Origin of the sequence: Niallia tiangongensis, from assembly GCF_044704065.1 — a bacterium.
Taxonomy (GTDB): domain Bacteria; phylum Bacillota; class Bacilli; order Bacillales; family Cytobacillaceae; genus Niallia; species Niallia tiangongensis.
Map to the genome: position 1 here is coordinate 1686484 of NZ_CP162613.1, position 26378 is coordinate 1712861.

Here is a 26378-nt window from a genome sequence, read left to right on the forward strand (position 1 = left end):
AAGAATTCATTCGCGAAAATGGGGGAATAAAGATGAAATGGAGAAGTGTAAAAATTGCAAGTTTGGTTATTTCGATTGTATTTTTACTATTTGGTTGTAGTAGTGGAGAAAGCGCTGGTTCCTCAAATAATAACGGAGATCAAGTAGAATTAACTTTCATGTACTGGGGCAGTAACATGGAAAAGCAAGCAATACAGAAAATGATTGATTCTTTTAATAAATCGCATCCAGATATTAAGGTAGTTGGCCAGCATGTAGCTGGGGACTATAACACGAAAGTGAATACTTTAATGGCATCCAATGAACTCCCTGATGTTGCCTATTTAGGAACATCTCTAGCGAAAAAGTGGGCACAGGAAGGGAAAATTATGGATTTAACGGACTATCAAGATCAGTACCCTGCATTGAAAGAACGTGTTGCACAGTCTTATTTATACTATGAGCCTGGAAAAAATGTAGGTAATACTACCGCATCAGAAATCGAGATGATGTTTTATAATAAGTCATTATTTGAAGAAGCTGGTGTTGAGGTTCCACCTTCTAAAGCGGAAGATGCTTGGACTTGGGATGAACTTATAAAAACGGCTCAAAAACTAACGAAAGATTCAAAGGGTAGAACAGCTGATGAATCTGATTTTAACCCGAAAGAAATTATGCAATATGGAATTAGTATTCCTTCTACTTTTAATGGATGGTTGCCAATGGTACTTAGTAATGGAGGGGATATCATCAATGAAGAAGGTACCGAATTAACATTGAATACCCCTGAAGCAAAAGAAGTTTTTCAAAATATACATGATTTAATCTATAAATATCATATAGCTCCAACTCCTGTCCAAATGGAGAACATGCCTGCAACAAGTGTTAGTTTGCAGACGAAGAAGGTAGCGATGGCTATTGATGGTCAATGGGCTTTATTAGATATTGCAGGTTCAGGAGTAGATTTCGGAGTGGCTGTCCTTCCTAAATTCGATGAACTAAAAACAATTTTCTTATCTGGAGCGAGTGTTATATTCTCCAGTACCGAACATCCAGAAGAGGCATTAGAGTTTTATATGTATCACAATGACCCTGAGCAAGTTGATTTATTTGAGACTGGGTTATGGATGCCTATCCAAGAAGAATATTATACTGATGAGGCAAAAATAAAAGAATGGACAGACAACCCAGCACATCCAGAAGAATATAGAGATGCAGCGATAAATTATCTATTAGATTATGCAGTTCAAGCTCCTGAGATCGATATCATTAATTGGGATCAAATCAATACAGAATTAGAACAAGGACTTGACCAATATTGGACAGATGCGAAATCTCTAGATGATGTACTGGCAGAATTAGAAGAGAGTGTTTCTCCATTATTGGAAGGTAGATATCCAAGTGAATGAATAATAGATTTAAAAAGGATTATTGCAAAATTCACAGAAAATATAATCTATGAGTGACTAGTTTAAGAAAATAGTGAAAAGAATAATAGGAGAGGGGTTTAAATGAATGAAGAAAGTGGAAGAAATCGCAACGAATAAAGTGAAAATTAATGATCGATTTTGGGGGCGATATTTAGAGGTTGTACGGAATCATGTCATCCCTTACCAATGGGAAGCACTGAATGATCGATTACCAGATACTTCCCCAAGCCATGCCATTGAAAATTTTCGAATTGCAGCAGGGGAATCTTCAGGCGAATATTATGGAATGGTGTTTCAAGACAGTGATATTGCTAAATGGCTGGAAGCAGTTGCATATAGTTTAGAAAATGAGCCAAATGAGGAACTAGAGAAAACGGCAGATGAAGTAATCGCTTTATTAGGAAGAGCGCAAGATGAAAATGGATATTTAAATACTTATTATACGGTTAAAGAGCCTAATAACAGATGGACGAATATTCGTGATAATCATGAATTATATTGTGCTGGACATTTAATTGAAGCAGCAGTAGCATACTATCAAGCTACAGGTAAGAAGCAATTCCTTGATATTATGTGTAAATATGCGGATCATATTGATAGCGTTTTCGGTCCGGAAGAAGATAAGTTAAAGGGATATCCAGGACACCAAGAAATTGAGTTAGCATTAGTTAAATTATATGATGTAACAGGGCAGGAAAAATATCTGAATTTAAGTAAATATTTTATTGATGAACGGGGAAAACAGCCTCATTATTTTGATATGGAGAAAGAGAGACGAAAAGAAACAAAACCGTTTTGGTTTAACGACGATTATGCTTATCATCAGGCACATAAGCCAGTAAGGGAACAAAAAGAAGCAGTTGGCCATGCAGTTAGAGCTACTTATATGTATACAGCAATGACCGATCTTGCATTGAAAACGAAAGATGAATCCCTAAAAAAAGCATGTGAAGAACTTTGGAATAATGTCACGCAAAAGCAAATGTATGTGACTGCAGGCATTGGTTCCATGGAGTTTGGTGAATCTTTCTCCTTCAACTATGATTTGCCAAATGATTTGTCCTATACAGAGACATGTGCTTCTATTGCTTTAGTTTTCTGGGCTAACCGTATGTTACAGCTAGAAGCAAATAATAAGTATGCTGATGTAATGGAACTAGCTCTTTATAATGGTACCATTAGCGGAATGGATTTAGACGGTAAGAAATTCTTTTATGTCAATCCATTAGAAGTTTTACCAGAAGCTAGTGATAAAAGAAAGGATAAAAAGCATGTGAAATCTGTTCGCCAAAAGTGGTTTGGCTGTGCATGCTGCCCTCCGAATTTAGCAAGGTTAATTGCATCCATTGGCCATTACATTTATTCACAAAAGGAAAAAGAACTATTTGTTCATTTATATATGGGAAGTGAGACAAATATTCAAATCGCAAATAACCAAGTTAAGCTTGTTCAACAAACGAACTACCCGTGGGATGGAAATGTCTCAATGATTGTTTCTCCAGAAAAGGAGGAAACCTTTACTATGGCACTACGCATTCCTGGTTGGGCAAAAGGAACAGTGGTGAAGCTAAATGGGGAGATAGTAGATCATTTTCCACTAATGAAGAATGGTTATGTATATATTAATCGTAGATGGAAAGAAAATGACCATATTGAATTATCTTTCCCAATGGTAGCGGAACGTATCCAATCGAATCCACAGGTACGCCATAATGTTGGGAAAGTCGCTATTCAACGTGGACCAGTGGTTTATTGTCTAGAGCAAGTAGATAATGGAGAAAATTTACATGGCATTATCTTACCAAGAGATGCAGAGTTAAAAGCAGAATATGATCCAGAATTGCTTGAAGGGGTTGTTAGAATTACTGGGGAAGCGGAACGACTAGACCAAAGCAATTGGAATAGCGAGCTGTATCGTCCAGTTGAAGACAGTACTACTAAAGTACAATTGAAAGCGATTCCGTATTATGCTTGGTGTAATCGCGAACCAGGTGAAATGATCGTTTGGATGAATGAGAAAAGATAGAAGGGGGACATCTTTTAGATAGTACCATCTATAGTTGTTTAGTTACTGATTTTAATAGCTTGGGAGAAGAGAGGTAGGGGGTTATTTCCTTCCTCTCTTTTTGTAGTTTAGATTATGTGCATTATTTTTTAAACGAAATGGTCCTTTTGCATACATCATAAATAATTTCCTACGATAGAGAATCAATGACACAAAATATGGTATGGTAATATGGGAAAGTATGTTAGGAAGAAAGAGAGGGATTATTCGTGAAAAAAAATATATGGATAGGATTTATTATTGGTGTTGCCACTGTGTTAATCATCGGAGCAGGAATTTTATTTATTGGTAATTATTCTTTCCAAAAGGCAACTGAGGCAAAGTCTGAGACAATCGTTAAAGAAGAATCAAATAGTAAGGAAACAGAAGAGACAGACAGTGGTAATGGTAATGTATCCTACAGTGTCGAACAAACTTCATTGATTTTAACAAAAGAGGATGGATCAGAACAAATATTTGAGCATGATAATGCTTTTGGGAAGATGGAGCCTGTTGATTACTCGCCAACTCGTGAAAAAGTCTTGTTAACACCACAATATGGGTGGGAAGAAGGTGGGGCGCTTTATGTCTATTCTAAAGAAAATGGACTAAAGGAGCTAATCAATGTCAAAGTTACGTCAGGAGAACAATATTATCCTAGTGGCGCTCTTTGGTTAGATGAGCGATATATTATCTATATTAATAGTTATATGTACGGGACGATTCCTAGTGGAGAATTACAGATTTATGATACAGAAACACAGCAGATATTGCCACTTGAATTATTTAAAGGCGATGCAGTCTTGCAACTTTCACGCGTAAGTGATGTAGATAAACCTTATATTGTTATGAGCGGAATCCAGTTTACAGATGAAATGTTAAATGATAGTAAATCTTATGTGGAGAACCATGATATAGAAGAAATTCTTGAAATGATTCAATAATGGATATGAGTGTCCTCCGCTCCATGCCACTTGGTTATTAAAGATTGTTTTTCTATATACTATTGTGGAAATAAAAAAATTAATGAATTGGTAAGACGGAGCAGCCTGAATACACGTAGACTCCAGTGGGATTATCGAGACAGCTGGGACCCTGCAGGCAATGTGCCGAAGCGACTCAGTGCAAGCCCCACGGAAAGCGAAGTGTATTCAGGCTGCGGGTGAATCACAGCCATTTAAAACATGCCATTTATAAACTAATAAAAACCCCGAACAACCATATGGAACTCCTATGGTTGTTCGGGGATAACTATGTCCAGACCACTATTTTAATTATTCAATAAGACCTTCCTCTTTCAAAAAGTCTACTGCCACATCTTCATATTGCTCTTTATCAATATCTACACGAGCATTTAATTCTTGCATTTTTTCATTATCAATTTTTCCAACAAGCATGCCTAGTACTTCTTCTAATTCTGGATGTTTTTCTAATGTTTCTGCTCTAATTACGGGCGTAGCGTAGTATGGAGGGAAGAAGTTTTGATCGTCTTCTAGAACCTGTAAATCAAATGCAGGGATGCGTCCATCTGTTGAAAAGGCATCAATTACATCGACATCTCCGTTTTTAATCGCACTGTACATAATGCCGGAGTCCATTGCTTGCGTATTTTTAAATTCTATTCTATAAGTATCAACGAGACCAGGATAACCATCCTCTCTTTCAAGGAATTCTGGTTCAGAGCCTAAGGTTAGTTCTGGTGCCATCTGTTTTAAGTCGGAAATCGTTTTTATATTATACTTTTTGGCATCTTCTTTGCGAAGTGTTAATGTGTATGTGTTGTTAAACCCGAATGGCTCTAGCCAAACTAAATTGTAGTCTTCTTTAAATTTCTTTTTTACAATGTCATAGGCTTTGTCTGGATCACTGACCATCTCTTCTTTTAAAATGCTTAATAGTCCTGTTCCTGTATACTCCATGTACATATCATAATTGCCGGTGTTTACTCCTTCAAATGCTGGAGCTGTCCCGCCAAGAAAAGATTCATAGTTTACCTTTAAATCTGTATGCTCTTCAATCAGATGTCCCATGACGTAAACCATAATTTCTTGTTCGGTGAAATTTTTACCAGTAATTGTGATGGTGTCTTCTCCACTTTTTCCATTGCTGAAATTTGCAATGACAGTGGATAGTGGAAGTAGGACGATTATTGCTGCGATAATCCATATTCGAATTTTACTTCGACTTTTATTTTTATTCGCTTTTTTATTTTGATGCAAACCTTGAGGTGTTACGTCATCTTCTAGAAGTTTCAATAAATAATCAAATATAATCGCCAATAGTGCAGACGGAACAGCACCAGCGAGTATAAGACCGGTATTGTATGTTTGTAAACCACGGAAGATTAAATCACCCAGTCCGCCTGCTCCAATTAGTCCAGCTATTGTTGCCACACCAATAATTAAGACAGTTGCGGTCCGTATTCCTCCCATGATAACCCTTAAGGATAAGGGTAATTCAACCATCCACAATACTTGCCGGTTGGTCATGCCCATCCCAACACCAGCTTCTATTGCGGATCGTTCTACCCCAACAATCCCTAAATATGTATTGCGTAAAATCGGCAATAAACCATAAACAGTTAAAGCGATAATTGCTGGAAGTTTACCAGTTCCGATGAATGGCACTAGAAACACTAATAGTGCAAGACTTGGTATTGTTTGAAAGACGCCGGCAACTCCAATAATAGAGTCTGCTATTTTTCTATGGCGAGTTAAATAGATTCCTAGAGGGACGGAAATAATAATTGCAATAGCAATCGAAAGTAGAGAAAGGTACATATGCTCTAAAATTAAGTTCCATATTGTTGGCCAACGGTTGATAAAGACATCTATTGTCTCTGTAATTATATTAGGAATGATTCATACCTCCTTTTTATTCACCAATTTGATCGGCTATGTATTCAACAAGGCTTGCGCGATTGACAATACCGACAATTTTAGAATCCTCATCAATTACTGGAACAAAGCCGTAATTGGATTCACTAACAAGCTGAAAAGCCATTTCTGTTGGATTCTCTATTTTAAGTGTTGGTACATTTGTATCGATTATATCTTTTAAGGTTAATTCTTCTTCATTATAGTGTTTTTGCACATCCCAAACGGATGCTATTCCAAGAAAGGTATTAGCATTGTCTAACACGACAAGACTATCAACCCGTTTTCTTCTCATTAATTTTAATGATTCTGCAAGGCCACGGGATTGGCTTGCAGTAACAGGTGAAATCATTAGCTTTTTTAATGGAGGCAAGGAAATATTTTCTTGTAATCGGTCTTCGCCAATAAAGCTACGAACAAATTCATTAGCAGGTCTTCGTAAAATATTTTCTGGGCTATCGATTTGTACGATTTCGCCATCTTTCATTATACAAATACGGTCCGCTATTTTGAGCGCTTCATCCATATCATGTGTAACGAATACAATCGTTTTTTGAATTTCCTGCTGTAATCGAACTAATTCATCCTGAAGCTGCTCTCGACTAATAGGGTCCAAGGCGCTGAATGGTTCATCCATCAGTATTATTTTCGGCTCAGCAGCAAGTGCCCTGATAACACCAATTCTTTGTTGCTGTCCACCGCTTAATTCAGAAGGATAGCGATCACCGAAAATTTCTGGATCAAGTCCAACCATGTTCATTAATTCATTGATTTTATCCATGTATTGTTCTTTTTTCCATTTTTGAAGTCGAGGAACGAGCGAGACGTTTTCTTTTATCGTCATATGGGGTAACAAACCTATTTGCTGGATGACATAGCCAATAGTTCTGCGGAGTTTGACTGGATCCTCAGTGGAAATATCTTTACCTTCAATAGTAATCGTGCCACTCGAAGGTTCTATAAGTCGATTGATCATCCTCATAGTGGTTGTTTTGCCAGAACCACTTGGTCCAATGAGAACAAGCAATTCTCCTTCATTCACTTGAAATGTGATGTTTTTAAGTGCTTTAAACCCATCTTGAAACGTTTTAGTAACTTCTTTAAATTGGATCAATTTCTACGAACACCTCCAGACTTTTCTTTAAAACTAATTACCCGATTTTGCTAACTAAGTAACCCCCTTTTTTTAATATAATTACCGTCATTAACTATTGTATCATAATTTTCGAAAAATAGGGTCCAAAAAGGGAAAGTTATGGGAAGTAGTGTATTATACTACTATTTTTTGACGTTGTCCTATATTTAAATAATTGCAGGATTTACATACTTTTGGATTGAAATAAAAGATATTGAATTATTACTTTTGCTAGTGGAGAATAGTATTAAAGCTATTATTAGACCCGTTTCTTAATGATTTAATAGGGATTAATGGAGGGATTATTATTAAAAATATTTTGATAGGATTTTTTATAGGAATAGCTGCTGTATTAATAATTGGCATTGGAATTGTGTTTATTGGTAACTATTCGTTTCAAAAGGCAACGAAACCAGATTCTGCAACAATTGCAGAGGAAGCATCGAATGATAGCAAAAACGAAGAGAATGTCGATGCCGAAAATAATAGTGAAACAGAAACAGAAACAGAGAGAGAAAGTCTATCCTACAGTGTTGAACCAACTTCTTTGGTGATAACAAAAGAGGATGGATCTAAGCAAACATTTGACCATGATCGTTCATTTGCTAAGATGGAACCGGTCGATTATTCGCCAACACGCGCAAAAGTGTTGTTAACACCACAATATGGCTGGGAAGAAGGTGGGGCTCTTTATATCTATTCTGAAGAGAAGGGACTACAAGAAATCATTAATACGAGAGCTACTTCAGGAGTACAAAATTATCCGAGTGGGGCACTTTGGCTAGATGAGCGATATATCCTCTACATTAGTAGTTATATGTATGGCACAGTTCCGAGTGGTGATGTACAGATTTATGATACGGAAACGGAGCAGTCAGAGCCACTTGAATTATTCAGAGGTGATGCGGTTATGCAGCTTTCACGTGTAAGTAATGTAGAAGTTCCTTATATTGTGATGAGTGGTATTAAGTTTACAGATGAAATGTTAAATGATAGTGAGCCATATGTGGAGAACCATGATATCGGAACGATTCTTAAGATGATCGATTAATTGTTATACGATAGAAGATTTTTAAATAAGTATTCTAAGGAACCTTTTAATCTGATAGGGCTTGTCCAACGCAGTAACTTGCTGTTGGATAAGCCCTATTTCTAATTTTTTATAAAAAATCAACTGATTTCTTCCTAAATTCTTTAGGAGTAATCCCGGTATATTTTTTAAATACTTTAGTGAAGTAGCTTTGATCGGTAAAATTTAAAAGGGCATGAATATCGGATAAGGAGTGTTCAGCGAAAGTCATTAGCTTTTTTGCTTCCTCAATTTTCGTTTGCTGTATATATTCACTAATGGGCATCCCCACTTCTTGTTTAAATAAATTCGATAAGTATTTTGGGCTGATGGATAAATGCTCTGCGATGGATTGTAAGGTTAGTGGTTCATAGATATGTTTGTAAATATAGTTTCTGCATTGAAAGATAGGTCTGGAGTAATTTTCCCTTTTTGTTTTAGCTACTTTATCTGCAAACTCATATAAAATATTTTCAGTGAAAAGATGAATATCCTTTAAATCTTGCAATTCCTCCAAGTCTTGAATAAAACGGTCTCCTAAAGTATAGGCGATCTCAGGATGAAGACCACCTGTAATGGCTGCGCGAGTTGCAAGTGTAATTGTTGCAATGGATAAATTTTTTTGATTTCTTACTTCATTTTTTTTAGAAAGCTTTCCGAAATCAAAAGAAGTGTTTTCCTTAAAAGCTTTCCAATAAGCAAGAAGATTTTCTTTTTGACCATCTATAATAAATTGATAGATTTTTTTCTCAGCAATAGGATCATGGTGAAAAGAAGAGTCTTGGTGTATTTCTAACATGTATTTATTTGCAATCTTTTCATCGATTACATGATTGGGCGATTGTATTTTTGGAAAGGCAATTTCATTGTCATAAATCTTGTTATTGTATAAAAAATAGAAAAGTTTGCAGACTTGCCCTAATTTCGCATTGCTTATTACAGGAAGAGAATAATAATAATCGCTTAATGTATCTTCCATCTCTTTTCTTCCATGAGTAGAAATCAATTCATCGATAAGCACTCTAGTTGGTCGGGAAGATAGTACTGGACCTAATATGATGGTTCCTAAGTTGGCAAATTGAATAATGGATACGTTTTCATAATAAGTAGTGCTTCTTATAATAGGATCATGATTTTTCTTTCTATTACTACTAAGGACTTGCCTATAAAATGATTGTTTAGAGGGATAAAGAGGATTACATAATTCATTTGCTGGTATCTCTGTTATTATGGTTCCTTCATTATCAAGTATAGTAATAGAGACATTTAATATATCTTTCATTATGTTACATACATACTCCAAATTCTTCATATTTAGACGATTTTCCACTAGATTCTCCTCCATTAAATTGAATTTTGTCAAAATTTAGAGAGTGATAAGGTAGTTAAAATACTAAAATAATAGAAATTATACCATAAACAACTTCAATATCAGTATATACTTGGACTACTGAAGTAAGCGCTTACTATTAATTGTGTTTCCTTTGTAGATTAATAGTTTGTGAAAAATTCTTTCTTAAAGGGAGTGGGCTTTTATGAGGAAAATGTATGGTTTTATTTTATTATTCCTATTCACGATTGTGTTAGGAGCTTGTAGTAATAGCTCTTCATCGAGTACGGAAGATTTAACGATTCCGGATAATCCAGAAGATGTAAAAGGTGATGTGACTGTTTGGGCTTGGGCGTTGGAAGCAAACTATTTAGAAAAGGATGTTCTTCCTGCATTTAATAAAAAATATCCAAATGTGAATGTGAAGGTTGAGCATATTGGAGTCGATCAAGTATACCAAAAAGTTAGTGCAGGTCTTTCAGCAGGCGGAAGTGGATTACCAGATGTAGTACAGGTCGAAAATAACCGCATTCATTCGTTTACAGACGATTTTCCTGATGCATTTACGAATTTAAGTTCACTTGGCTTTGATAAGCATGAAAATGAATTTTCTAAATCAAAAATAGATGGATTAAAGGATAAGGATGGAAATATTATTGCAGCACCAAGGGATTTAGGACCAGTTGGAGTTATCTATCGGACAGATATTTTTGAGGAGGCTGGAATTGATCCAGGGAGCATTCAGACATGGGATGACTATATTGAAGCAGGGAAAAAGGTTGTTGCATATACAGGCAAGGCATTTTTAGGAACAGATAGTGATGGACTGCTTAGAATTATGCTTCAACAGCAAGGAAGCTATTATTTTACAGAAGATGATAAATTAGATCTTACTTCTGATGCAGCTAAAAAGGTAGTAGCTATTCTACAAAAAATGAAAGATGCAGGATTAATTATCTATACGAATAACTGGGATGGTCAAGTAGCAGCGATGAAAAACGGAGAGGTTGCGACACAGCCTGGTGCAGTTTGGTGGAGTGGAACGATGATCGAACAAATGCCTGAATTGTCCGGGAAGTGGGGCATGTTTCAATTGCCTGCCTTTGAAGAAGGGGGAGGAAGAGCTTCTAATGATGGGGGATCTGCATTAGCGATTCCAAGTAAATCGGATAATAAAGTAGCAGCTTATGTGTTTGCTGAATTTGCATCAACAGATGTAGATTCACAAATTAAAGCGCTAACGAATAGAGGGTTATTCCCGGCTTTATTATCGGCATATGAAGAGCCAGTTTTCAGCGAAGAACAAGAATACTTTAATAACCAAACATTCTTTAAAGATTTTGCTGATACAGTAACAGATATTCCTTCCGTTAATCACAGCAGTGCAGAGTTAGAGCTTCGATCAATCATGACAAGTCAAATGGAAGCATTCTTGCTTGAGAATAAACCAGCAGCGCAAATATTGGAAGTTGGTAAAAAACAGGCAGAGCAGCAAACTGGATTAGAATCGAGCAATTAATAACTATTTTTAATGCAGAATTAGAGGCTAGCTTAGAGTTAGAACCTATTTTTAAAGCAGCCTCTAAAAAAGGAGGGGAAGAAGTATGTCGGATAATAAAATGCTGGAAACAGGAACGAATCGTTTAACAATAAAAAAGAAGAAACAGTTTGTCACGCCTAAGACAGTTCCTTATATATTTGTTGGTCCTGCCCTATTATTGTTTATTGCTTTTACCGTTTATCCTATTATTGCTTCTTTTCTATTAAGCTTTCAAACAAAGGTTGCAGGTGTTTATACTTTCTCTGGGTTTGCAAATTATACTCGGCTTTTCAGTGACCCGCTCTTTTATAAGGCGCTAGGCAATACCTTTATTATTTTGTTAGTGCAGGTTCCGATAATGTTATTTCTTGCTGTCATTTTAGCCAGTGTATTGAATTCTGGGTTATTAAGAATGAAAGGTTTTTACCGAGTAGCTTTTTTTACACCTGCTGTTACTTCATTAGTTGCAGCCTCTATCATCTTTGTATTATTACTGAATACAGATTACGGATTAATCAATTATTTATTAACTTCGATCGGACTTGATAAGGTTCGTTGGTTAACAGATCCTTTCTGGGCGAAGGTTTCTCTTATTCTTGTAACAACATGGAGATGGACTGGCTATAACATGGTTATCTTATTAGCTGGCTTACAAAATATCCCGAATAGTTTGTATGAAGCAGCTAGTATAGATGGTGCCAGTACGATAAAGAAATTTTTTTATATCACGATTCCCCAGCTTAAGCCAGTCCTATTATTTACTTTTGTTATGTCAACAATTGGCTCCTTTCAATTATTTGATGAGCCGTACAACTTAACAAATGGTGGTCCAAATAATGCGACGATAACGATTACTTACTATCTCTATAATCAAGGCTTCAGTTTCTTTAATTTTGGCTATGCATCTGCCATTGCTTATGTAATTGTACTCTTTATCGCAGTTCTATCATGGATTCAATTTAAGGTGGTGAGGAATGACTAATGGCAAAACAGAAACGGATTCAAAAAATATGTATGCATCTATTTTTACTAATTGGTGTTGTTATTTCGATTGGTCCTTTTTATTGGATGGTTGTAGGTGCGACCAATCCTTCAGGCGATGTGCTGGCCTTTCCTCCTAAGTTGCTTCCAGGTAATTACTTGCTGGAGAATTTACGAAATTTAAGCAATTCCATCGATATTGTCAAAGCAGTAACTAATTCATCTCTCATTGCGATTGTGTTTGTCTTAGTAAGTTTATTCATTTGCTCCGCAGCAGGCTATGCTTTTGCGAAATTTAAATTTAAGGGTAGCAATCTGATATTTGCATCTTTTTTATTGGCGATGATGATCCCGTATCAGGCTACGATTATTCCGCTATTTCAAATCTTTGGAGCGATAGACTGGATTAATACGTATCAAGCGATTATATTGCCACAAATATGCTATCCATTTGCTATCTTTTTGATTAGGCAAAATATGCAGGGGATACCCGATTCCTTAATTGAAGCGGCAAGAATAGATGGAGCAGGAGAATTCTTTATTTTTTTCAAAATTGCTTTGCCAACAATGAAGCCGGCCTTAGCAGCTGTTGGGATTTTCCTTTTTACCCATCAATGGAATAATTTTATGTGGCCATTAATTGTGATGACAACACAGGAAAATTATACTTTGCCAGTAGCTTTATCCACTTTAGCTGGTCTTAATTCTATTGATTACGGACAATTGATGTTAGGTACAGCAATTTCGGTAATACCAGTAATGGCTGTTTTTCTCATCCTGCAAAAGCATTTTATTTCCGGTATTTTAGGTGGTTCGATAAAAGAATAAATTGTATAGATAGGAGATTAAATAATGACAAAAAAATGGACAGCAGAAAAAATAACACTAGGTGTTTGCTATTATCCAGAGCACTGGCCAGAGGAACTGTGGGAAGATGATTTTCAAAGAATGAAAGAGTTAGGATTTACCTATGTTCGCATGGGTGAATTTGCGTGGACGATATTTGAGCCAGAAGAAGGGATATACTCCTTTGATTTATTTGATTGGGCGATTGAAAAGGCTCATAATCTTGGCTTAAAAACAGTGCTCGGTACTCCGACAGCAACACCACCAGCATGGCTCACACATAAATATCCCGATGTGTTGAATGTATCCCAATCAGGTATTCCATACCAGCATGGCGCACGTCGACATTATAACTATAATTCGGAAAACTATCGAAGACTAAGTTCGGTTATCGTTACAGAAATGGCAAAACATTATAACACTAATCCAGGAGTTGTCGGCTGGCAGATTGATAATGAATTAAATTGTGAAATAGATGTTTTTTATTCAGAAGCAGATCATCTTGCTTTTAGAAAATGGGCGAAAGAAAAGTATAAAACGTTAGATCATTTAAATAAAGCGTGGGGAACTGTTTTTTGGAATCAGACGTATACAAGTTGGGATCAAGTCTATTTAACGCGTACAACGGTTCCAAATTCACCGAATCCTCATCAAATGTTAGATGAAAAGAGGTTCATTTCGGATAGCGCTATTTCTTATGCAAAAATGCAAGGAGACATCATTCGAAAATATACAAACAATCAATGGGTTACGACCAATGGGATGTTTAAGCATCTCGATAATCATAAATTAACGAATGAAGTGCTAGACTTCTATGCTTATGATTCCTATCCTAATTTTGGAAGAGTATTAGAAGATAAAAGTGAGAAGCCTTTACGTGACCGGAAATGGAGCTGGAACTTAAGTGTCGTTCGCAGTATTTCACCCAATTTTGCTATATTTGAACAGCAGTCTGGTCCCGGAGGATGGGTAACAAGACTAGAACAGCCGTCGCCTAATCCAGGACAGCTTCGTCTTTGGACATACCAGTCGATTGCTCATGGTGCAGATTTAGTCATGTATTTCCGCTGGAGAACAGCGACAAAAGGAACAGAAATTTATTGGCATGGCATTAATGACTATCATAATTTGCCCAACCGCCGTATAAAAGAAGTGGAGCAAGTAAGCAAGGAGATTCAGCTAATAGGAGAGAAGATAGTAGGTGCAAGTTACCAGGCAGAAATAGCAATTGTCAACAATTATGATAATGAGTGGGACGGGGAATTTGATAAGTGGAGTGGGCCATTTACTTCCATAAGCAAAGATGCATGGTTTAAAGCGTTGCAGTACAATCACGTACCTGTAGATGCTTATAATTTAAACAGAAACTCTAACGTAGAGGAAATGAAAAAATACAAAGTTTTAGTATATTCTCATGCAGCAATTGTGTCAGAACAAACAGCAGATTTGTTGAAAGAGTATGTAAATCAAGGAGGTCAATTAATATTAGGCTGCCGAACGGGCTATAAAGATGAAACGGGTCAAACTTATATGAAAGCCTTTCCTGGTTATCTAGCAGAGCTCACTGGAATTACGGTAGAGGACTTTACAAGGGAAGCACCATTTGAAGCTACACCAAAGATAATCTATCAAGAAAAAACGGAGATTAAAACAACTAATTTTTATGAGGTTTTGAAAATAGAGGCAGACAATGCTGAAGTGCTTGGGAAGTATTCAGATTGCTATTTTGAAGGAAAGCCAGGCCTAGTAAAGCGGAAATATGGAGAGGGTACTTGTTATTATTTTGGTGGTGTTTTTACTATCGAGCTTGCCGAAAAACTAATCGAAGAAACACAAATAAATGACTACAAAAATAATTTTGATTTACCTGAAAGTGTAGAGTTATCTATTCGCAAGAAAGAGGAGAAGGATTTTGTTTTCTTGTTAAATTATTCCAACCAGCCTCAAGAAATTGACGTGAAACAAGAAATGACAGATATTTTAACAGGAGAGAAGGTTTATCAGAAGGTAAGTTTGAAGGGTTATGATGTGTTAGTATTAGAGTGAGTATGGAATGTATACAGTAAGAAGAGCATGATTTGGATTGATTAGTCAAATCATGCTCTTTTATTTGTGTAAAATATAATTGAAAGTCGAAATAATTTCCATAGTAAATTGGAGCATATTTAAATATGAATGATGTTACTAAAGTTTACGTCAATGTTCGGTAATTAGGTGCAAATATTGTTTTATTTTGACAATTAAACGCAAATATTTATCTATATTGAATAAAATGGAATGTTATTATTATACACAATATACAATGACTTCTATAAAAATCTTGATTAAAATGAATCCATGTTATTGCTATATGTTAGGAATCATAACATTAAATATTCTGAAAATTCTATGTATATATAAGAAATTGAGGTGGTCGCTTGACTAAAATGATATTAAACGGAATTACGAAGAAATACAATGATAATTCCTTGGCGGTAAATAATCTAAATCTCGAAATAGAAAAAGGAGAGTTTTTAGTTTTAGTAGGACCATCAGGCTGTGGAAAAACAACTACATTAAGATTGATAGCAGGTCTTGAGAAAATCTCAGAAGGGACACTAGTATTTAATGATCAAATCATAAATGAGTTGTCCCCAGGTGAGAGAAAAATTGGTATGGTATTTCAAAGCTATGCTTTATATCCACATAAAAATGTATATGAAAATCTTGCTTTTGGATTAAGGAAAGCAAAAGTACCGAAAGATAATATGAATGAAATGATTCAGCATACTGCAAAAATGCTAGGATTAGATGGATTATTAAAACGAAAACCAAAGCATTTATCAGGTGGGCAAAGACAAAGAGTTGCTTTAGCAAGAGCAATTGTAAAACGACCAGATATTTTCCTATTTGATGAACCACTATCCAACTTAGATGCAAGCCTCCGAGTATCCACAAGAAAAGAAATATCCAAATTACATCAACAGCTCCAGTCAACAATGGTTTATGTAACACATGACCAAGTAGAAGCAATGACATTAGGTACTAGAATAGCTGTGATGAATAAAGGAAAGCTAGAACAAATAGACACCCCTGCAAACATTTATAAGAACCCAAAAAATACTTTTGTTGCTAGTTTTATAGGAACACCGCCCATGAATCTTCTTCATGGGAATGTAGGAATAAAAGATAAAGTCCCTTTTGTAACTTTAAGTAAAAGATGTTGGAATATCCCGAAAGATAAAGCTGAGAAGTTAAGTGAATATGATGGACAAGTTGTTATCGTCGGTATCCGTCCGGAGGATTTATTTCTTACTACCAAAGGGAATGAGCATCTTACTGGAATCATTGAGACACTCGAGTACCTTGGCTCTGAAACGGTGATTTTCTGTAAAACCGATGTTGGCGATGTATTAATTAGATTAGAAGGTTATAACCATCTAAAAATAGGAGATACCGTTCAAATTGGATTGACTCTTGAAAAATTACACTTTTTTGATTCAGTTAAAGAAGAAAATATATTTAATTAATCTACGGACATTTAGTTTTAATGAAATTTATAGTGTGTTGGAGGGGATCCTTTGCAAACCCAGCTATCAAAAGAGAGTTTAAAGAAAAAGACAGAGAAGACGAAATCATTAAGTTTGAGAAAACGATTTGATAGGTTATCTGAAACAAAAACAGCTTCTATCTATTTATTTCCATCCTTGCTTTTAATATTACTAACGATTGTTTTTCCAATCATTTATTCTTTTGTGATGTCTTTAAACAAAGTAGGGTATAAAGCTGGTGTTATCGATTTTGAATTTGTTGGATTAAACAACTATTTAAAAATATTTTCGGATCTTAGAATTCTGAATATTATGTCGAATACTGTTGTGTTTACTATTGTTAGTGTGTTAGGAACGGTAATTATCGCCTTTGCCATTGCTCTATTTATTCATCATGGCATATGGGGAGCATGGTTATTTAAAAGATTATTCCTTATTCCTTGGGCATTGTCGAATGTAGTAAATGCACTCATGTGGCAGTGGATGTATAGTTCTAGCAATGGGATTATAAATCATATTTTGCTAGAGTTGCACATTATTGATAAACCAATTATGTGGTTAACGGAACAATCAACAGCAATGGGAGCAATTATTTTAGCGGATATATGGAAGAGTACGCCTTTTGCTGCACTTTTAATATTAGCAGCGCTTCAAAGTGTTCCGAAAGAATTATATGATGCATCAAAAGTGGATGGAGCTGGTCCATTTGAACAGTTTAAAAGTATTGTTTTACCAACAATAAAGCCTGTTTTATTTGTTGTTATGGTTACTCAAACAATGTGGACACTAAGAGTATTTGACATCATTAGTGTACTAACAAAAGGGGGACCAGTAGATAGCACTATGGTATTGAATGTATATGCATATGACCAATCTTTCCGCTATTTAGATATAGGATACGGATCTGCTCTCGCTTGGTTAATTACTTTTATTACCATGGTTATCACTGTATTTTATTTACGGGTGTTAGGGAAAGAAAATTAATAGGGTCTATAGAGGGGGAAATTTATATGAAGAAAATAGGGGTAGCGATATTAGCAGTTCTGTTATTAATTTCAATCACTGCTTGTGGAAAAGAAAAAGCAAGTAGTTCAGGGGAGAAAGAGATTACTATATTGTATGTAGGGGATCAGTTTTGGCAAGATCAAGCAGCTGAATTTGAACAAGAGACAGGGATAAAGGTGAATTATGAGGTAGTTGGGTTTGAACAATTGCATGATAAGATGTTTACTGCTTTAAGTGGTGGAAGTGATGACTATGATATTATCCATGTTCGTGATGATTGGGCTGATGAATTTGCATCACAGGGCTTTTTAGAACCTTTAGATGACTATATTACAGATGATATGAAAAATAGTTTTAGTGAATTAAGCTTTGATAATCTTTCTTATGATGGAAATATATACGGTGTGCCTCGATATTTGTGGTTAACTCAATTTTATTATAATAAGAAAATTTTTGAGGAAGCAGGCATTACAAAGGTTCCAGAAACATGGGAAGAGTTAATCGAAGTGGGCAAACAAATCCAAGAAAAAACGGATGTTGAATATGCTCTATCTACTCAATTAAGAGAACAAGATGCAATTAGACCTTTTATTTTAAATTTAAGGGCAGAAGGTGGAGAGTTTTGGGATTATTCCGCCAATAAACCAACTTTTAATACGCCAGAAGGGCTAAAATCTTTACAGAGATTAGAAGAGATTAATACAAAAGCGAAAATTTTAGATCCTTTATCATTTGAGAATGAATCAGCAAAAGATCAATTCTTACAAGGAAAAACTGCAATGTTTATTGGTTATCCAGATATTGTAGGATTTGCTAATGATCCGGAAAAGTCGAAGATTATTGGTGACTTAGGAACTGCGTTAATGCCGGGTAGTACAGAAAAAACGTCCAGTTTAGCAGAAACCGGTGCAATAGGTATTCCAGCTAATTCCAAGCATAAAGAAGAAGCTTTTGAATTTATAAAATTTGCTACAAGTGCAGACCAAGAGAAGAAAATGGCTCTTTCAGAAGTGGCGAGAATTCCAGCTAACTTAGAGGTTTTAAAAGATGCAGAGGTGCTAGAGAAATATCCACACTTTGCTTATGTTTCGGAACAAATTCAATATCCACATGGCCTATTTAAACATAAGCAAGCAACATTGATTTCTGATACAGTATCTAGACAATTTTTACAAGTTATTAAAGGAGAAAAAAATGCTGAAAAGGCACTTTCGGATGCGGAAGCAGAAGTGCTTAATATAAATCCATAACAGATAAAAAGGGAGAGGATATCATTATCCTCTTCCTATAAAAAATAAGGGAAAGTGCTGGTGACGCGTTTTGAAAAAATATGCAAAAAAGACATTACTAATTGGGGTTTCAATTGGTTTAATGATATATTTGCTATTTCCTTTTTTATGGTTAATTTTATCCAGTATGAAATATAGAGTGGAGTTGTTTCAAAATCCGCCAACATGGATTCCACAAGAAATCACATTTAAATATTATCTCGAGTTATTTCAAACAGAGTCTTTTACCAGTTCACTATCTAATAGCTTTATTTTTGCCTCCTTTACTACCATAATCTGTATAGTAATTGGGACACTAGGAGCCTATGCCTTTGCGAGATTGCAATTTCCAGGTAGAAATTCGCTCTATTTAATGATATTAGGAACACAAATGCTACCACAAATGGCGTTATTAATTCCCCTTTTCATATTGATGCGAATGAGTGGATTGCTTTACACTCATGTTGGTATTATATGTGCCTATGTTACCTTTTCGTTACCTTATGTTATTTGGATGTTTAGAGCTTTTATTATTTCGGTTCCAAACGATATAGAGGAAGCAGCTAGAATGGATGGATGTACAAGACTTGAGGCGATTGTCAAAATGGTTCTTCCATTATCTCTTCCTGGGCTTGTCACGACTGGGATATTTGTTTTCATTGGAGCATGGAATGAGTTTATATTTGCTTCTGTATTTACCAACACAAATTTAAAAACGATTCCCATTCGAATAGGCGAATTAATTGGTCAGGAAGGGGTTCAATATGAAATGATCCTTCCTGCTGGTGTGATTGCAAGTCTACCAATATTAATCATTGTAATGATTTTTCAAAAGTATATTGTTCAGGGCCTAACGGAAGGCTCTGTGAAATAGTTTGTTTCATGCAATCTAAAAAATATAGCAGAAAGTTGGTGTACCTCATGGAAAAATTTATGAGTTATGACCCGTGGAGTAAAGTAGAAACGAGGAACGGTATACCTGGGGATGAGATTATATCTGCTCTGCAAAAAAGTATTAGACGGGGTTTAGAAGAAGAAGCAGTTACGGTGGCATATGAAATGTATATTACAAGTCCTGAATTTGAAGAAAAAATGTGGAGAAGGCTACTTGCTATTTCAGTAGAAGATGTTGGATTTGGTGAGGTGAGTGCACCTATTTTAATTAACACTTTAAATACGATGAGACAGAATTTTCCTTATAAAGATGGAGATCGCCCAATGTTTTTTGTTCATGCAATTCGTTATTTATGTCAATGTACGAAAGAGCGTTCTTCCGATTGGTTAAAGAATATTGTTATTCATGAGTTTGAACAGGGAAGAAAGCCGGAGATTCCAGATTTTGCGCTTGATATGCATACAAATAGAGGAAGAGAGCAAGGGAAAGATATCCTTCATTTTTTGGAAGAGGCAAGTAAGGTAATACCAGAGAAAGAAGATGTTAATTTAGCTTATAAAAAGAGATTAATAGAAATTGTAACTAATGATAAGGAAAAGAAAGAGCTTGAAGTTCCTCCTTTTTCCTATAACTCATGGCAAGCATAAAAAATAACTAGATGGTGATAAGATGGTAAAAATGATTTTGGATTGTGATACTGGAATTGATGATGCATTAGCGATAGGATATGCCGTTCATTCTCCTGAAATTGAGCTTTTGGGAATAACTGTATGTTACGGAATGGCTCCTGTTGATTATACATATCGTAATGCGAAGAAAATAGTAAAGATGCTAGGAAGTGAAATAGGTGTATGGAAGGGGGCAGAAAAACCTCTTGTGTTAGAAAAAGAATACAATGGATTAATCCATGGGATGGATGGATTAGGGAATACGCTTGGTGATGTTCATCCAGAGGATTTAGTAGATTGTCCTTCCTTACATGCAGTTGATTATCTAATAGAAAAAATTTATGAGTATAAGGAAGAATTAACGTTAGTAGTGACAGGACCGTTAACAAATTTGGCATTAGCGATAAAAAAAGACCCTAATATTGTAAATCTAGTAGGGAAAGTTGTATCGATGGGAGGAGCTCTTACTACGCCAGGAAATGTAAATAGATATGCAGAGGCAAATTATGCAATAGATCCTCATGCTGCAAATTATGTATATAAGACGAATCTTCCTATAACGATGGTTGGGTTAGATGTAACAAGAAAAACATTATTGACTAAAGAAGATGTAGCTAAATGGAAACAAAAAGGAACGGAACTATCTTATTTTTTTGCAGAATTTACAGAGTATTATCTTGATGCTTATAAAAAAATTCATCCCTATTTAAAAGGATGCGCCTTACATGACCCTTTAGCAATTGCAGTTGGTAAAGATCCTTCTCTTGTGCAAACCATTCCTATCCATATTGAAGTAGAAGTAGAAGGAGTCTCGGCTGGAAGAACAACAGAAGATTTATATTGTGAAGAATCGAAACTGTTGCAAACAGAGGCCAGTATTAAAGTAGATGCAGAAAAGTTTATGAAAGATTTTTATAAAAATATAGTCTGAAATAAGAGAAGACGAGAGGATGATAAACCAATGAAAACAGCAGTGAACCTAATAGTAAAAAATTGCAGTATGATCACACCAGAATTCGAGATAAAAGAAAATCAATCTGTAGTTATAAATGAAGATATTATTTTAGCAATCGATTCTGTAGAAAATATTGAAGCGAAATACGAAGCGAAGGAAACATTATATGGAGATGGGAAGCTGTTAATGCCTGGATTAGTTGATGCACATACCCATATTTGTCAACAGTTTCTTCGAGGAAGAACTGCTGATGAGTATCCAATGGTTTGGGCAAGAATTTTAGTGCCGTTTGAGAGTAGTTTAAATGAAGAGGATGCATACAAAAGTGCCCAGCTTAGTTGTTTAGAGATGATTAAATCTGGAACAACTTCATTTGCTGAATCAGGTGGAGTACATATGCACAAAGTTGCAGAGGTGGCTGTGCAATCTGGCTTAAGAGGAGCGATTACTTGTTCTACTATGGATCAGGGACCATTTATACCTGATTCAATGAAGAGTAATCCATTTGAAGCAGCTCAAAAAATCGAATCACTTTATCGAGACTTTCATGGTGCAGGTGATGGCAGAATTCAGATTTGGTTTGCTCTACGTCAGGTAATGACAAGTACACCTGCATTGATTGAACATATGGCAGAGAAAGCAAAAGAATATAATACTGGTTTACATATTCATTTATCAGAACATCGGGATGAAGTAAGCTATTGTTTGCAAAATTACCAAAAAAGACCAGCGGAAGTATTTGACCAATTTGGAGCCCTTGGTCCCAATTTATTAGCTGCACATAGTGTTGTATTATCCGAATCAGAGATTGATCTGTTAAAGGAAAGAAAAGTAAACATCGTTCATAATCCAAGAAGTAATTTCGGAAGTCATGGATTCCCAAAAACTCCTCGCTTTATGCAAAATGATATGCCTATTGGTATGGGGACAGATGGAGCTGCTGGTTCAAGTTTAAGTTTATTTGATGAAATGAGAGTTCTTCGCTCTGGACTTAATGTTTATTGGGGGTTACCAATATTCGATCCAATGGTTATTCCTGCTAAAGATTTGTTGAAAATGGTGACAGCAGGGGGAGCATCTGCATTAATGCTTAAAGAGCAAATTGGATCCATAGAAGTTGGAAAAAGAGCAGACTTAGTTTTATTAAATATTGATCAACCTCACTTAAGTCCTTCTCATAAATTAATTAATACCATTGTAGAATGTGCAACCTCAAGGGATGTGGAGGACTCGATTATTGACGGTAAAATTGTCATGAAAAACCGAGAAGTATTAACTTTAGATGAAGAAAAAATCATGTTTGAAAGTAAACAGGCTTTGAAACCAATCGCAATAAAAGCAGGAATATAGATTTCTATACACAAATAGAAGGAATTGAGAGGACTATATGGAGGCGAAAGAATATTTTATTGTTGTCAATGGAGGAATTAGTAAGTGCAAAAAAAGAGTTACTAATAAGGGGATAGAATACTTTAAGGAAAGTTCCCAAGTTAAACAGTTCGTAGCCTATGAGGAGGATATTCATCATTCTTTCATGCAAGATTTTATTTTTGAGAATAAAGAAGATGCACAAAAATCGATTCTAAATAATACTATTTCTCCTACAGCTTTAAAATGGAAAGAGGATCTTGATCAATCAATATTAAAAATATATTTAGCTGGTTTTCATGTATTCCATCCAGAATCTTTAACTATTCGTACTCGAATGATTAATCTTTGTGAAAAGTACGGATATCGAGGTTTATATCCGAGTGATAATGAACCAATCGATAATTTACAAAGGGAAGAACAGGCGACTATGATTTTTTATTCAAATGAAGGATTGATTCGAGAGTGTGATGTAATTGTGGCGAACTTAAATCCATTTCGAGGAAATGAACCTGATTCAGGAACAGTTTTTGAGTGTGGCTTAGGTTATGGATTAGGAAAAAAACTTTATGGATATATAGATAATGGCCAGTCGATGAAAGAAAGATTGAGTGCCGATGTAGATAAAAAAACGGGATTGTATAAAGAGGGTATGTTTATTGAAGATTTTAATTTACCGCTTAATTTAATGTTATCTATACCAATGACTATTGTTGTTGGTACCTTAGAAGATTGTTTGGAGAAAATGGCAGAAGATACTGCCATTTAATAGAGATTGATTTAGAAATTTTATACGTAGATTGTAAATGCAAGTATATTTTAACCAAAAAACCTTCGAAAATGGGACACAACCATATTTGAAGGTTTTTTTCTGTATTTGTAAATTCCCACTATCTTTTTTATTAAAAAAGATAGGATAAAGTGCAAACGAAAAAATTACTAATATCTACAAAATAAAAATTATTTTCATATGTATGATTGTCCTTTATACTAGGGAAGTATGTTAAAAATATAATAGCTAGACGAACAATGAAAAATAAATCATTTTAAAATAAATTTGATTAGTGAAATGGTGTAAGGAGGAAAAAACGTTTGACGACAATTGAAAAAGAAACAATGATTGTAGATATTAAGAATGTGGATGAAAAAGGGGCTGGACAGGCTGTTGTTTGGCGCGAAAATGAATTAGGAAACAAGAAGAAATTAAAGCTAACGATTCCGCAAACATTACCTGGTGAAAAGGTAAGGGTTACTGTTGATCAGCCGCAAAGAAGACATCGAAAGGCAATGCCGGAAGAAATTCTAGATGCCCATGCGGAAAGAATCGGACCAGAGTGCCCTCATTTTGAAAAATGTGGCGGTTGTGTATGGCAGCATTGGGAATATAACGGCCAATTACAACAAAAAACAAATCATGTGAAACGTGTAATTGAAGAGCAAGGATTTGACCCTAGCTTAGTAAACGATACAATCGGAATGGACGAGCCTTGGAGATACCGTAATAAAATGGAATTTACCTTTGCTACAGACGGTTCGCTTGGTTTACATGAGCAAGGCAATTTTAGAAAAATCATCTCTTTAGAGACTTGTCTAATCGCAGGAAAAGAAATGGTCGAAGCAGCGATTGAAGTAGCAAATTGGGTGAAAGAACATGATTTAAAGGGCTATAACAAAGATACACATGAAGGGCTTCTTCGTCATTTAATGGTGAGACAGTCTTTTGCTACAGGGGAAATGATGTTGGCTTTATTTGCGACAGAAGCTCCAGAGGGATCTTTGAAAAATGCAGTAGACACTTTAGTTGCTCGTATTACAGAAAAGTTCCCACAAGTAAAAAGCCTTATGTGGTTAGAAAATACGGATTGGGCAGATCGCACACAATCAGAGAAAAGCCATACATTAGCAGGCAGAGATTTCATTTATGACGAAATGGATGGCTATCGTTTCCGCGTTTGGTTTGACACATTCTTCCAAACAAATCCAACACAAGCACAAAAATTAGTTGATTTAGCTGTAGCAATGGCAGAACCGAAAAAATCAGAGAATATGATTGACCTTTTCTGTGGTGTAGGTACATTCTCCCTTCCTTTTGCAAGCAGAGTTGGCAAGCTTGTAGGAATTGAAATTGTCGAAAGCTCGATTGAATCAGCTAAACGTAATGCTGGTGATAATGGCATTGATAATGCTACATTCTTAGCACAAGATGCAAGAACTGGATTAGCACAGGTTTTAGAAACTTTTGGCAGACCAGAATTACTATTGCTAGATCCACCACGTTCTGGAGCAGGTGGAAAAGTAATGAGACGTATCGGACGCTCTCAGCCAGAACGTATCGTTTATGTATCTTGTAATCCAGATACATTTGCAACAGACATCAAGCAACTTGAGCCATTTGGCTATACATTAAAAGTAGTGCAGCCTGTGGACTTATTCCCACATACGGTTCATGTAGAATGTTGTGCATTATTAGTTCGAAATAATTAAGAGAGTGAGGCTGATATCAGTGTTTGACTGATATCAGTTTTTCTTTTTTACAGGAGAAATTAATTATTCAGGTTGCGAGCAGTAGCAACCTTTACGAAAATTATCTATTTTTATGAGTTGTACTTATAATTTAACTTCTTCTATTTATACAATTTTATCCGCGAAATAAGAGAAAATGAACATATAGAGAAATATCTAATTGTAAATATATAGTTATTTCTCCCAATTATCCCGGGAAATCTTACAGTTCTTCCAACAATTATGTAATGAGTTTTGCTTGCAAACCTGTTAGCCTTGTATATGGGCCTGTTAAAACAGGAGGTATACAAAAATGAAACAGTTATTATTTATAGCAATTACAATCACTTTAGTTATTGGTTCTTATATATATGTTCCATCCGTTGCTAAAGCAGCAACAACTAATACAGAAGAAACAAAAAATGTATCAACAAGAAAATTTGCTGTTGATAAGAAGGAAAATGTACAAGCTTCTGATGAATCAGCAAATCTAACGAACAATGAAAAGAATTTACTGGCCCGTCTTGTTCATGCAGAAGCGAAGGGTGAGCCGTTTGCCGGTAAAGTGGCAGTAGCTGATGTCGTATTAAATCGTGTAGAAAATAAGCAGTTTCCTGATTCAGTAGAAAGTGTAATTCATGAAAAGAATGCCTTTCAACCAGTACAGAACGGTTCTATTCAAAAAAAAGCAGATAAAGAGTCACGTAAAGCAGTAGAAGAAGCGTTGAAAAATGGAAAAGAGAATAAAGAGCTTCTCTATTTTTATAATCCAGATACAGCAACAAGTGATTGGATTTTCTCAAGAACAGTAGTTAAACGAATAGGCAATCACGCGTTTTCTATATAATTATAAGTAATAAGAAGCTAATATTTCGTTTTGCGAAAATATAAAAATCAATGTAATGAGAGGAGTAATTCAAATACGAATGCTCCTCTTTTTCATTTTAAAACCTTCTA

Annotated in this window: 21 protein-coding genes; 18 read left to right on the forward strand and 3 right to left on the reverse strand. The window is 35.4% G+C overall.

Annotated elements, in window-relative coordinates; all coding sequences use genetic code 11:
* Positions 1 to 32 precede the first annotated feature (32 nt).
* The 3 genes from AB3U99_RS07940 to AB3U99_RS07950 all read left to right on the forward strand — a co-directional run bounded on the left by AB3U99_RS07940 (position 33) and on the right by AB3U99_RS07950 (position 4397).
* Positions 33 to 1388: an ABC transporter substrate-binding protein gene (locus AB3U99_RS07940; protein WP_400246747.1), complete on the forward strand. Its 1356-nt coding sequence runs from the start codon at positions 33 to 35 to the stop codon at positions 1386 to 1388.
* Between the two features lie 106 nt (positions 1389 to 1494).
* Positions 1495 to 3435, forward strand: a complete 1941-nt coding sequence (locus AB3U99_RS07945) for a glycoside hydrolase family 127 protein (protein ID WP_400246748.1) — start codon at positions 1495 to 1497, stop codon at positions 3433 to 3435.
* 248 nt (positions 3436 to 3683) lie between these two features.
* Positions 3684 to 4397 carry a hypothetical protein gene (locus AB3U99_RS07950; protein ID WP_400246749.1) on the forward strand — a complete coding sequence of 238 codons (714 nt, stop codon included), beginning with the start codon at positions 3684 to 3686 and terminating at the stop codon, positions 4395 to 4397.
* A 330-nt stretch (positions 4398 to 4727) separates the two neighbouring features.
* Here AB3U99_RS07950 and AB3U99_RS07955 read toward each other — a convergent pair whose 3' ends face one another.
* Together AB3U99_RS07955 and AB3U99_RS07960 are read right to left on the reverse strand one after the other, a co-directional pair.
* A complete protein-coding gene (locus AB3U99_RS07955; protein WP_400246750.1) occupies positions 4728 to 6233 on the reverse strand; it encodes a glycine betaine ABC transporter substrate-binding protein in 1506 nt (501 codons plus the stop codon).
* A gap of 94 nt (positions 6234 to 6327) precedes the next feature.
* Entirely contained in the window at positions 6328 to 7443 is a 1116-nt protein-coding gene (locus tag AB3U99_RS07960; protein WP_400246751.1) for an ABC transporter ATP-binding protein, read from the reverse strand.
* Positions 7444 to 7783: 340 nt separating this feature from the next.
* Between AB3U99_RS07960 and AB3U99_RS07965 the strand changes: the two genes are divergently transcribed.
* A complete protein-coding gene (locus tag AB3U99_RS07965) occupies positions 7784 to 8515 on the forward strand; it encodes a hypothetical protein (protein WP_400246752.1) in 732 nt (243 codons plus the stop codon).
* A 109-nt stretch (positions 8516 to 8624) separates the two neighbouring features.
* Here AB3U99_RS07965 and AB3U99_RS07970 read toward each other — a convergent pair whose 3' ends face one another.
* Positions 8625 to 9863 carry a helix-turn-helix domain-containing protein gene (locus AB3U99_RS07970; RefSeq protein WP_400246753.1) on the reverse strand — a complete coding sequence of 413 codons (1239 nt, stop codon included), beginning with the start codon at positions 9861 to 9863 and terminating at the stop codon, positions 8625 to 8627.
* Positions 9864 to 10068: 205 nt separating this feature from the next.
* Between AB3U99_RS07970 and AB3U99_RS07975 the strand changes: the two genes are divergently transcribed.
* From AB3U99_RS07975 to AB3U99_RS08040, 14 genes are all read left to right on the forward strand, one after another.
* Entirely contained in the window at positions 10069 to 11382 is a 1314-nt protein-coding gene (locus AB3U99_RS07975; RefSeq protein ID WP_400246754.1) for an ABC transporter substrate-binding protein, read from the forward strand.
* A gap of 85 nt (positions 11383 to 11467) precedes the next feature.
* On the forward strand, positions 11468 to 12385 hold the full coding sequence (locus AB3U99_RS07980) for a carbohydrate ABC transporter permease (RefSeq protein ID WP_400246755.1): 918 nt from the start codon (positions 11468 to 11470) through the stop codon (positions 12383 to 12385).
* Positions 12385 to 13212, forward strand: coding sequence for a carbohydrate ABC transporter permease (locus AB3U99_RS07985; RefSeq protein WP_400246756.1), 828 nt, complete (start codon positions 12385 to 12387; stop codon positions 13210 to 13212). The genes AB3U99_RS07980 and AB3U99_RS07985 overlap by 1 nt, the downstream gene beginning before the upstream one ends.
* A 24-nt stretch (positions 13213 to 13236) precedes the next feature.
* Positions 13237 to 15276 (forward strand): beta-galactosidase, encoded by a 2040-nt coding sequence (locus tag AB3U99_RS07990; RefSeq protein WP_400246757.1) that lies wholly within the window; start codon positions 13237 to 13239, stop codon positions 15274 to 15276.
* 380 nt (positions 15277 to 15656) lie between these two features.
* On the forward strand, positions 15657 to 16739 hold the full coding sequence (locus AB3U99_RS07995; protein WP_400247997.1) for an ABC transporter ATP-binding protein: 1083 nt from the start codon (positions 15657 to 15659) through the stop codon (positions 16737 to 16739).
* Between the two features lie 51 nt (positions 16740 to 16790).
* Complete coding sequence (locus tag AB3U99_RS08000) at positions 16791 to 17744, forward strand: carbohydrate ABC transporter permease (RefSeq protein ID WP_400246758.1); 954 nt, start codon at positions 16791 to 16793, stop codon at positions 17742 to 17744.
* 26 nt (positions 17745 to 17770) lie between these two features.
* Positions 17771 to 19015, forward strand: a complete 1245-nt coding sequence (locus AB3U99_RS08005; protein ID WP_400246759.1) for an ABC transporter substrate-binding protein — start codon at positions 17771 to 17773, stop codon at positions 19013 to 19015.
* 70 nt (positions 19016 to 19085) lie between these two features.
* Positions 19086 to 19907: a carbohydrate ABC transporter permease gene (locus AB3U99_RS08010; RefSeq protein ID WP_400246760.1), complete on the forward strand. Its 822-nt coding sequence runs from the start codon at positions 19086 to 19088 to the stop codon at positions 19905 to 19907.
* A 47-nt stretch (positions 19908 to 19954) separates the two neighbouring features.
* On the forward strand, positions 19955 to 20575 hold the full coding sequence (locus tag AB3U99_RS08015) for a hypothetical protein (protein WP_400246761.1): 621 nt from the start codon (positions 19955 to 19957) through the stop codon (positions 20573 to 20575).
* 22 nt (positions 20576 to 20597) lie between these two features.
* The gene (locus AB3U99_RS08020) at positions 20598 to 21527 is read left to right on the forward strand and encodes a nucleoside hydrolase (protein WP_400246762.1); all 930 of its coding nucleotides are present in this window, start codon (positions 20598 to 20600) and stop codon (positions 21525 to 21527) included.
* Between the two features lie 30 nt (positions 21528 to 21557).
* Positions 21558 to 22901 (forward strand): amidohydrolase family protein, encoded by a 1344-nt coding sequence (locus AB3U99_RS08025; RefSeq protein WP_400246763.1) that lies wholly within the window; start codon positions 21558 to 21560, stop codon positions 22899 to 22901.
* A gap of 37 nt (positions 22902 to 22938) precedes the next feature.
* Entirely contained in the window at positions 22939 to 23688 is a 750-nt protein-coding gene (locus AB3U99_RS08030) for a nucleoside 2-deoxyribosyltransferase (protein WP_400246764.1), read from the forward strand.
* 347 nt (positions 23689 to 24035) lie between these two features.
* Positions 24036 to 25403: a 23S rRNA (uracil(1939)-C(5))-methyltransferase RlmD gene (rlmD, locus tag AB3U99_RS08035; protein WP_400247999.1), complete on the forward strand. Its 1368-nt coding sequence runs from the start codon at positions 24036 to 24038 to the stop codon at positions 25401 to 25403.
* Between the two features lie 331 nt (positions 25404 to 25734).
* Positions 25735 to 26268 carry a cell wall hydrolase gene (locus AB3U99_RS08040; protein WP_400246765.1) on the forward strand — a complete coding sequence of 178 codons (534 nt, stop codon included), beginning with the start codon at positions 25735 to 25737 and terminating at the stop codon, positions 26266 to 26268.
* Positions 26269 to 26378: the final 110 nt, after the last annotated feature.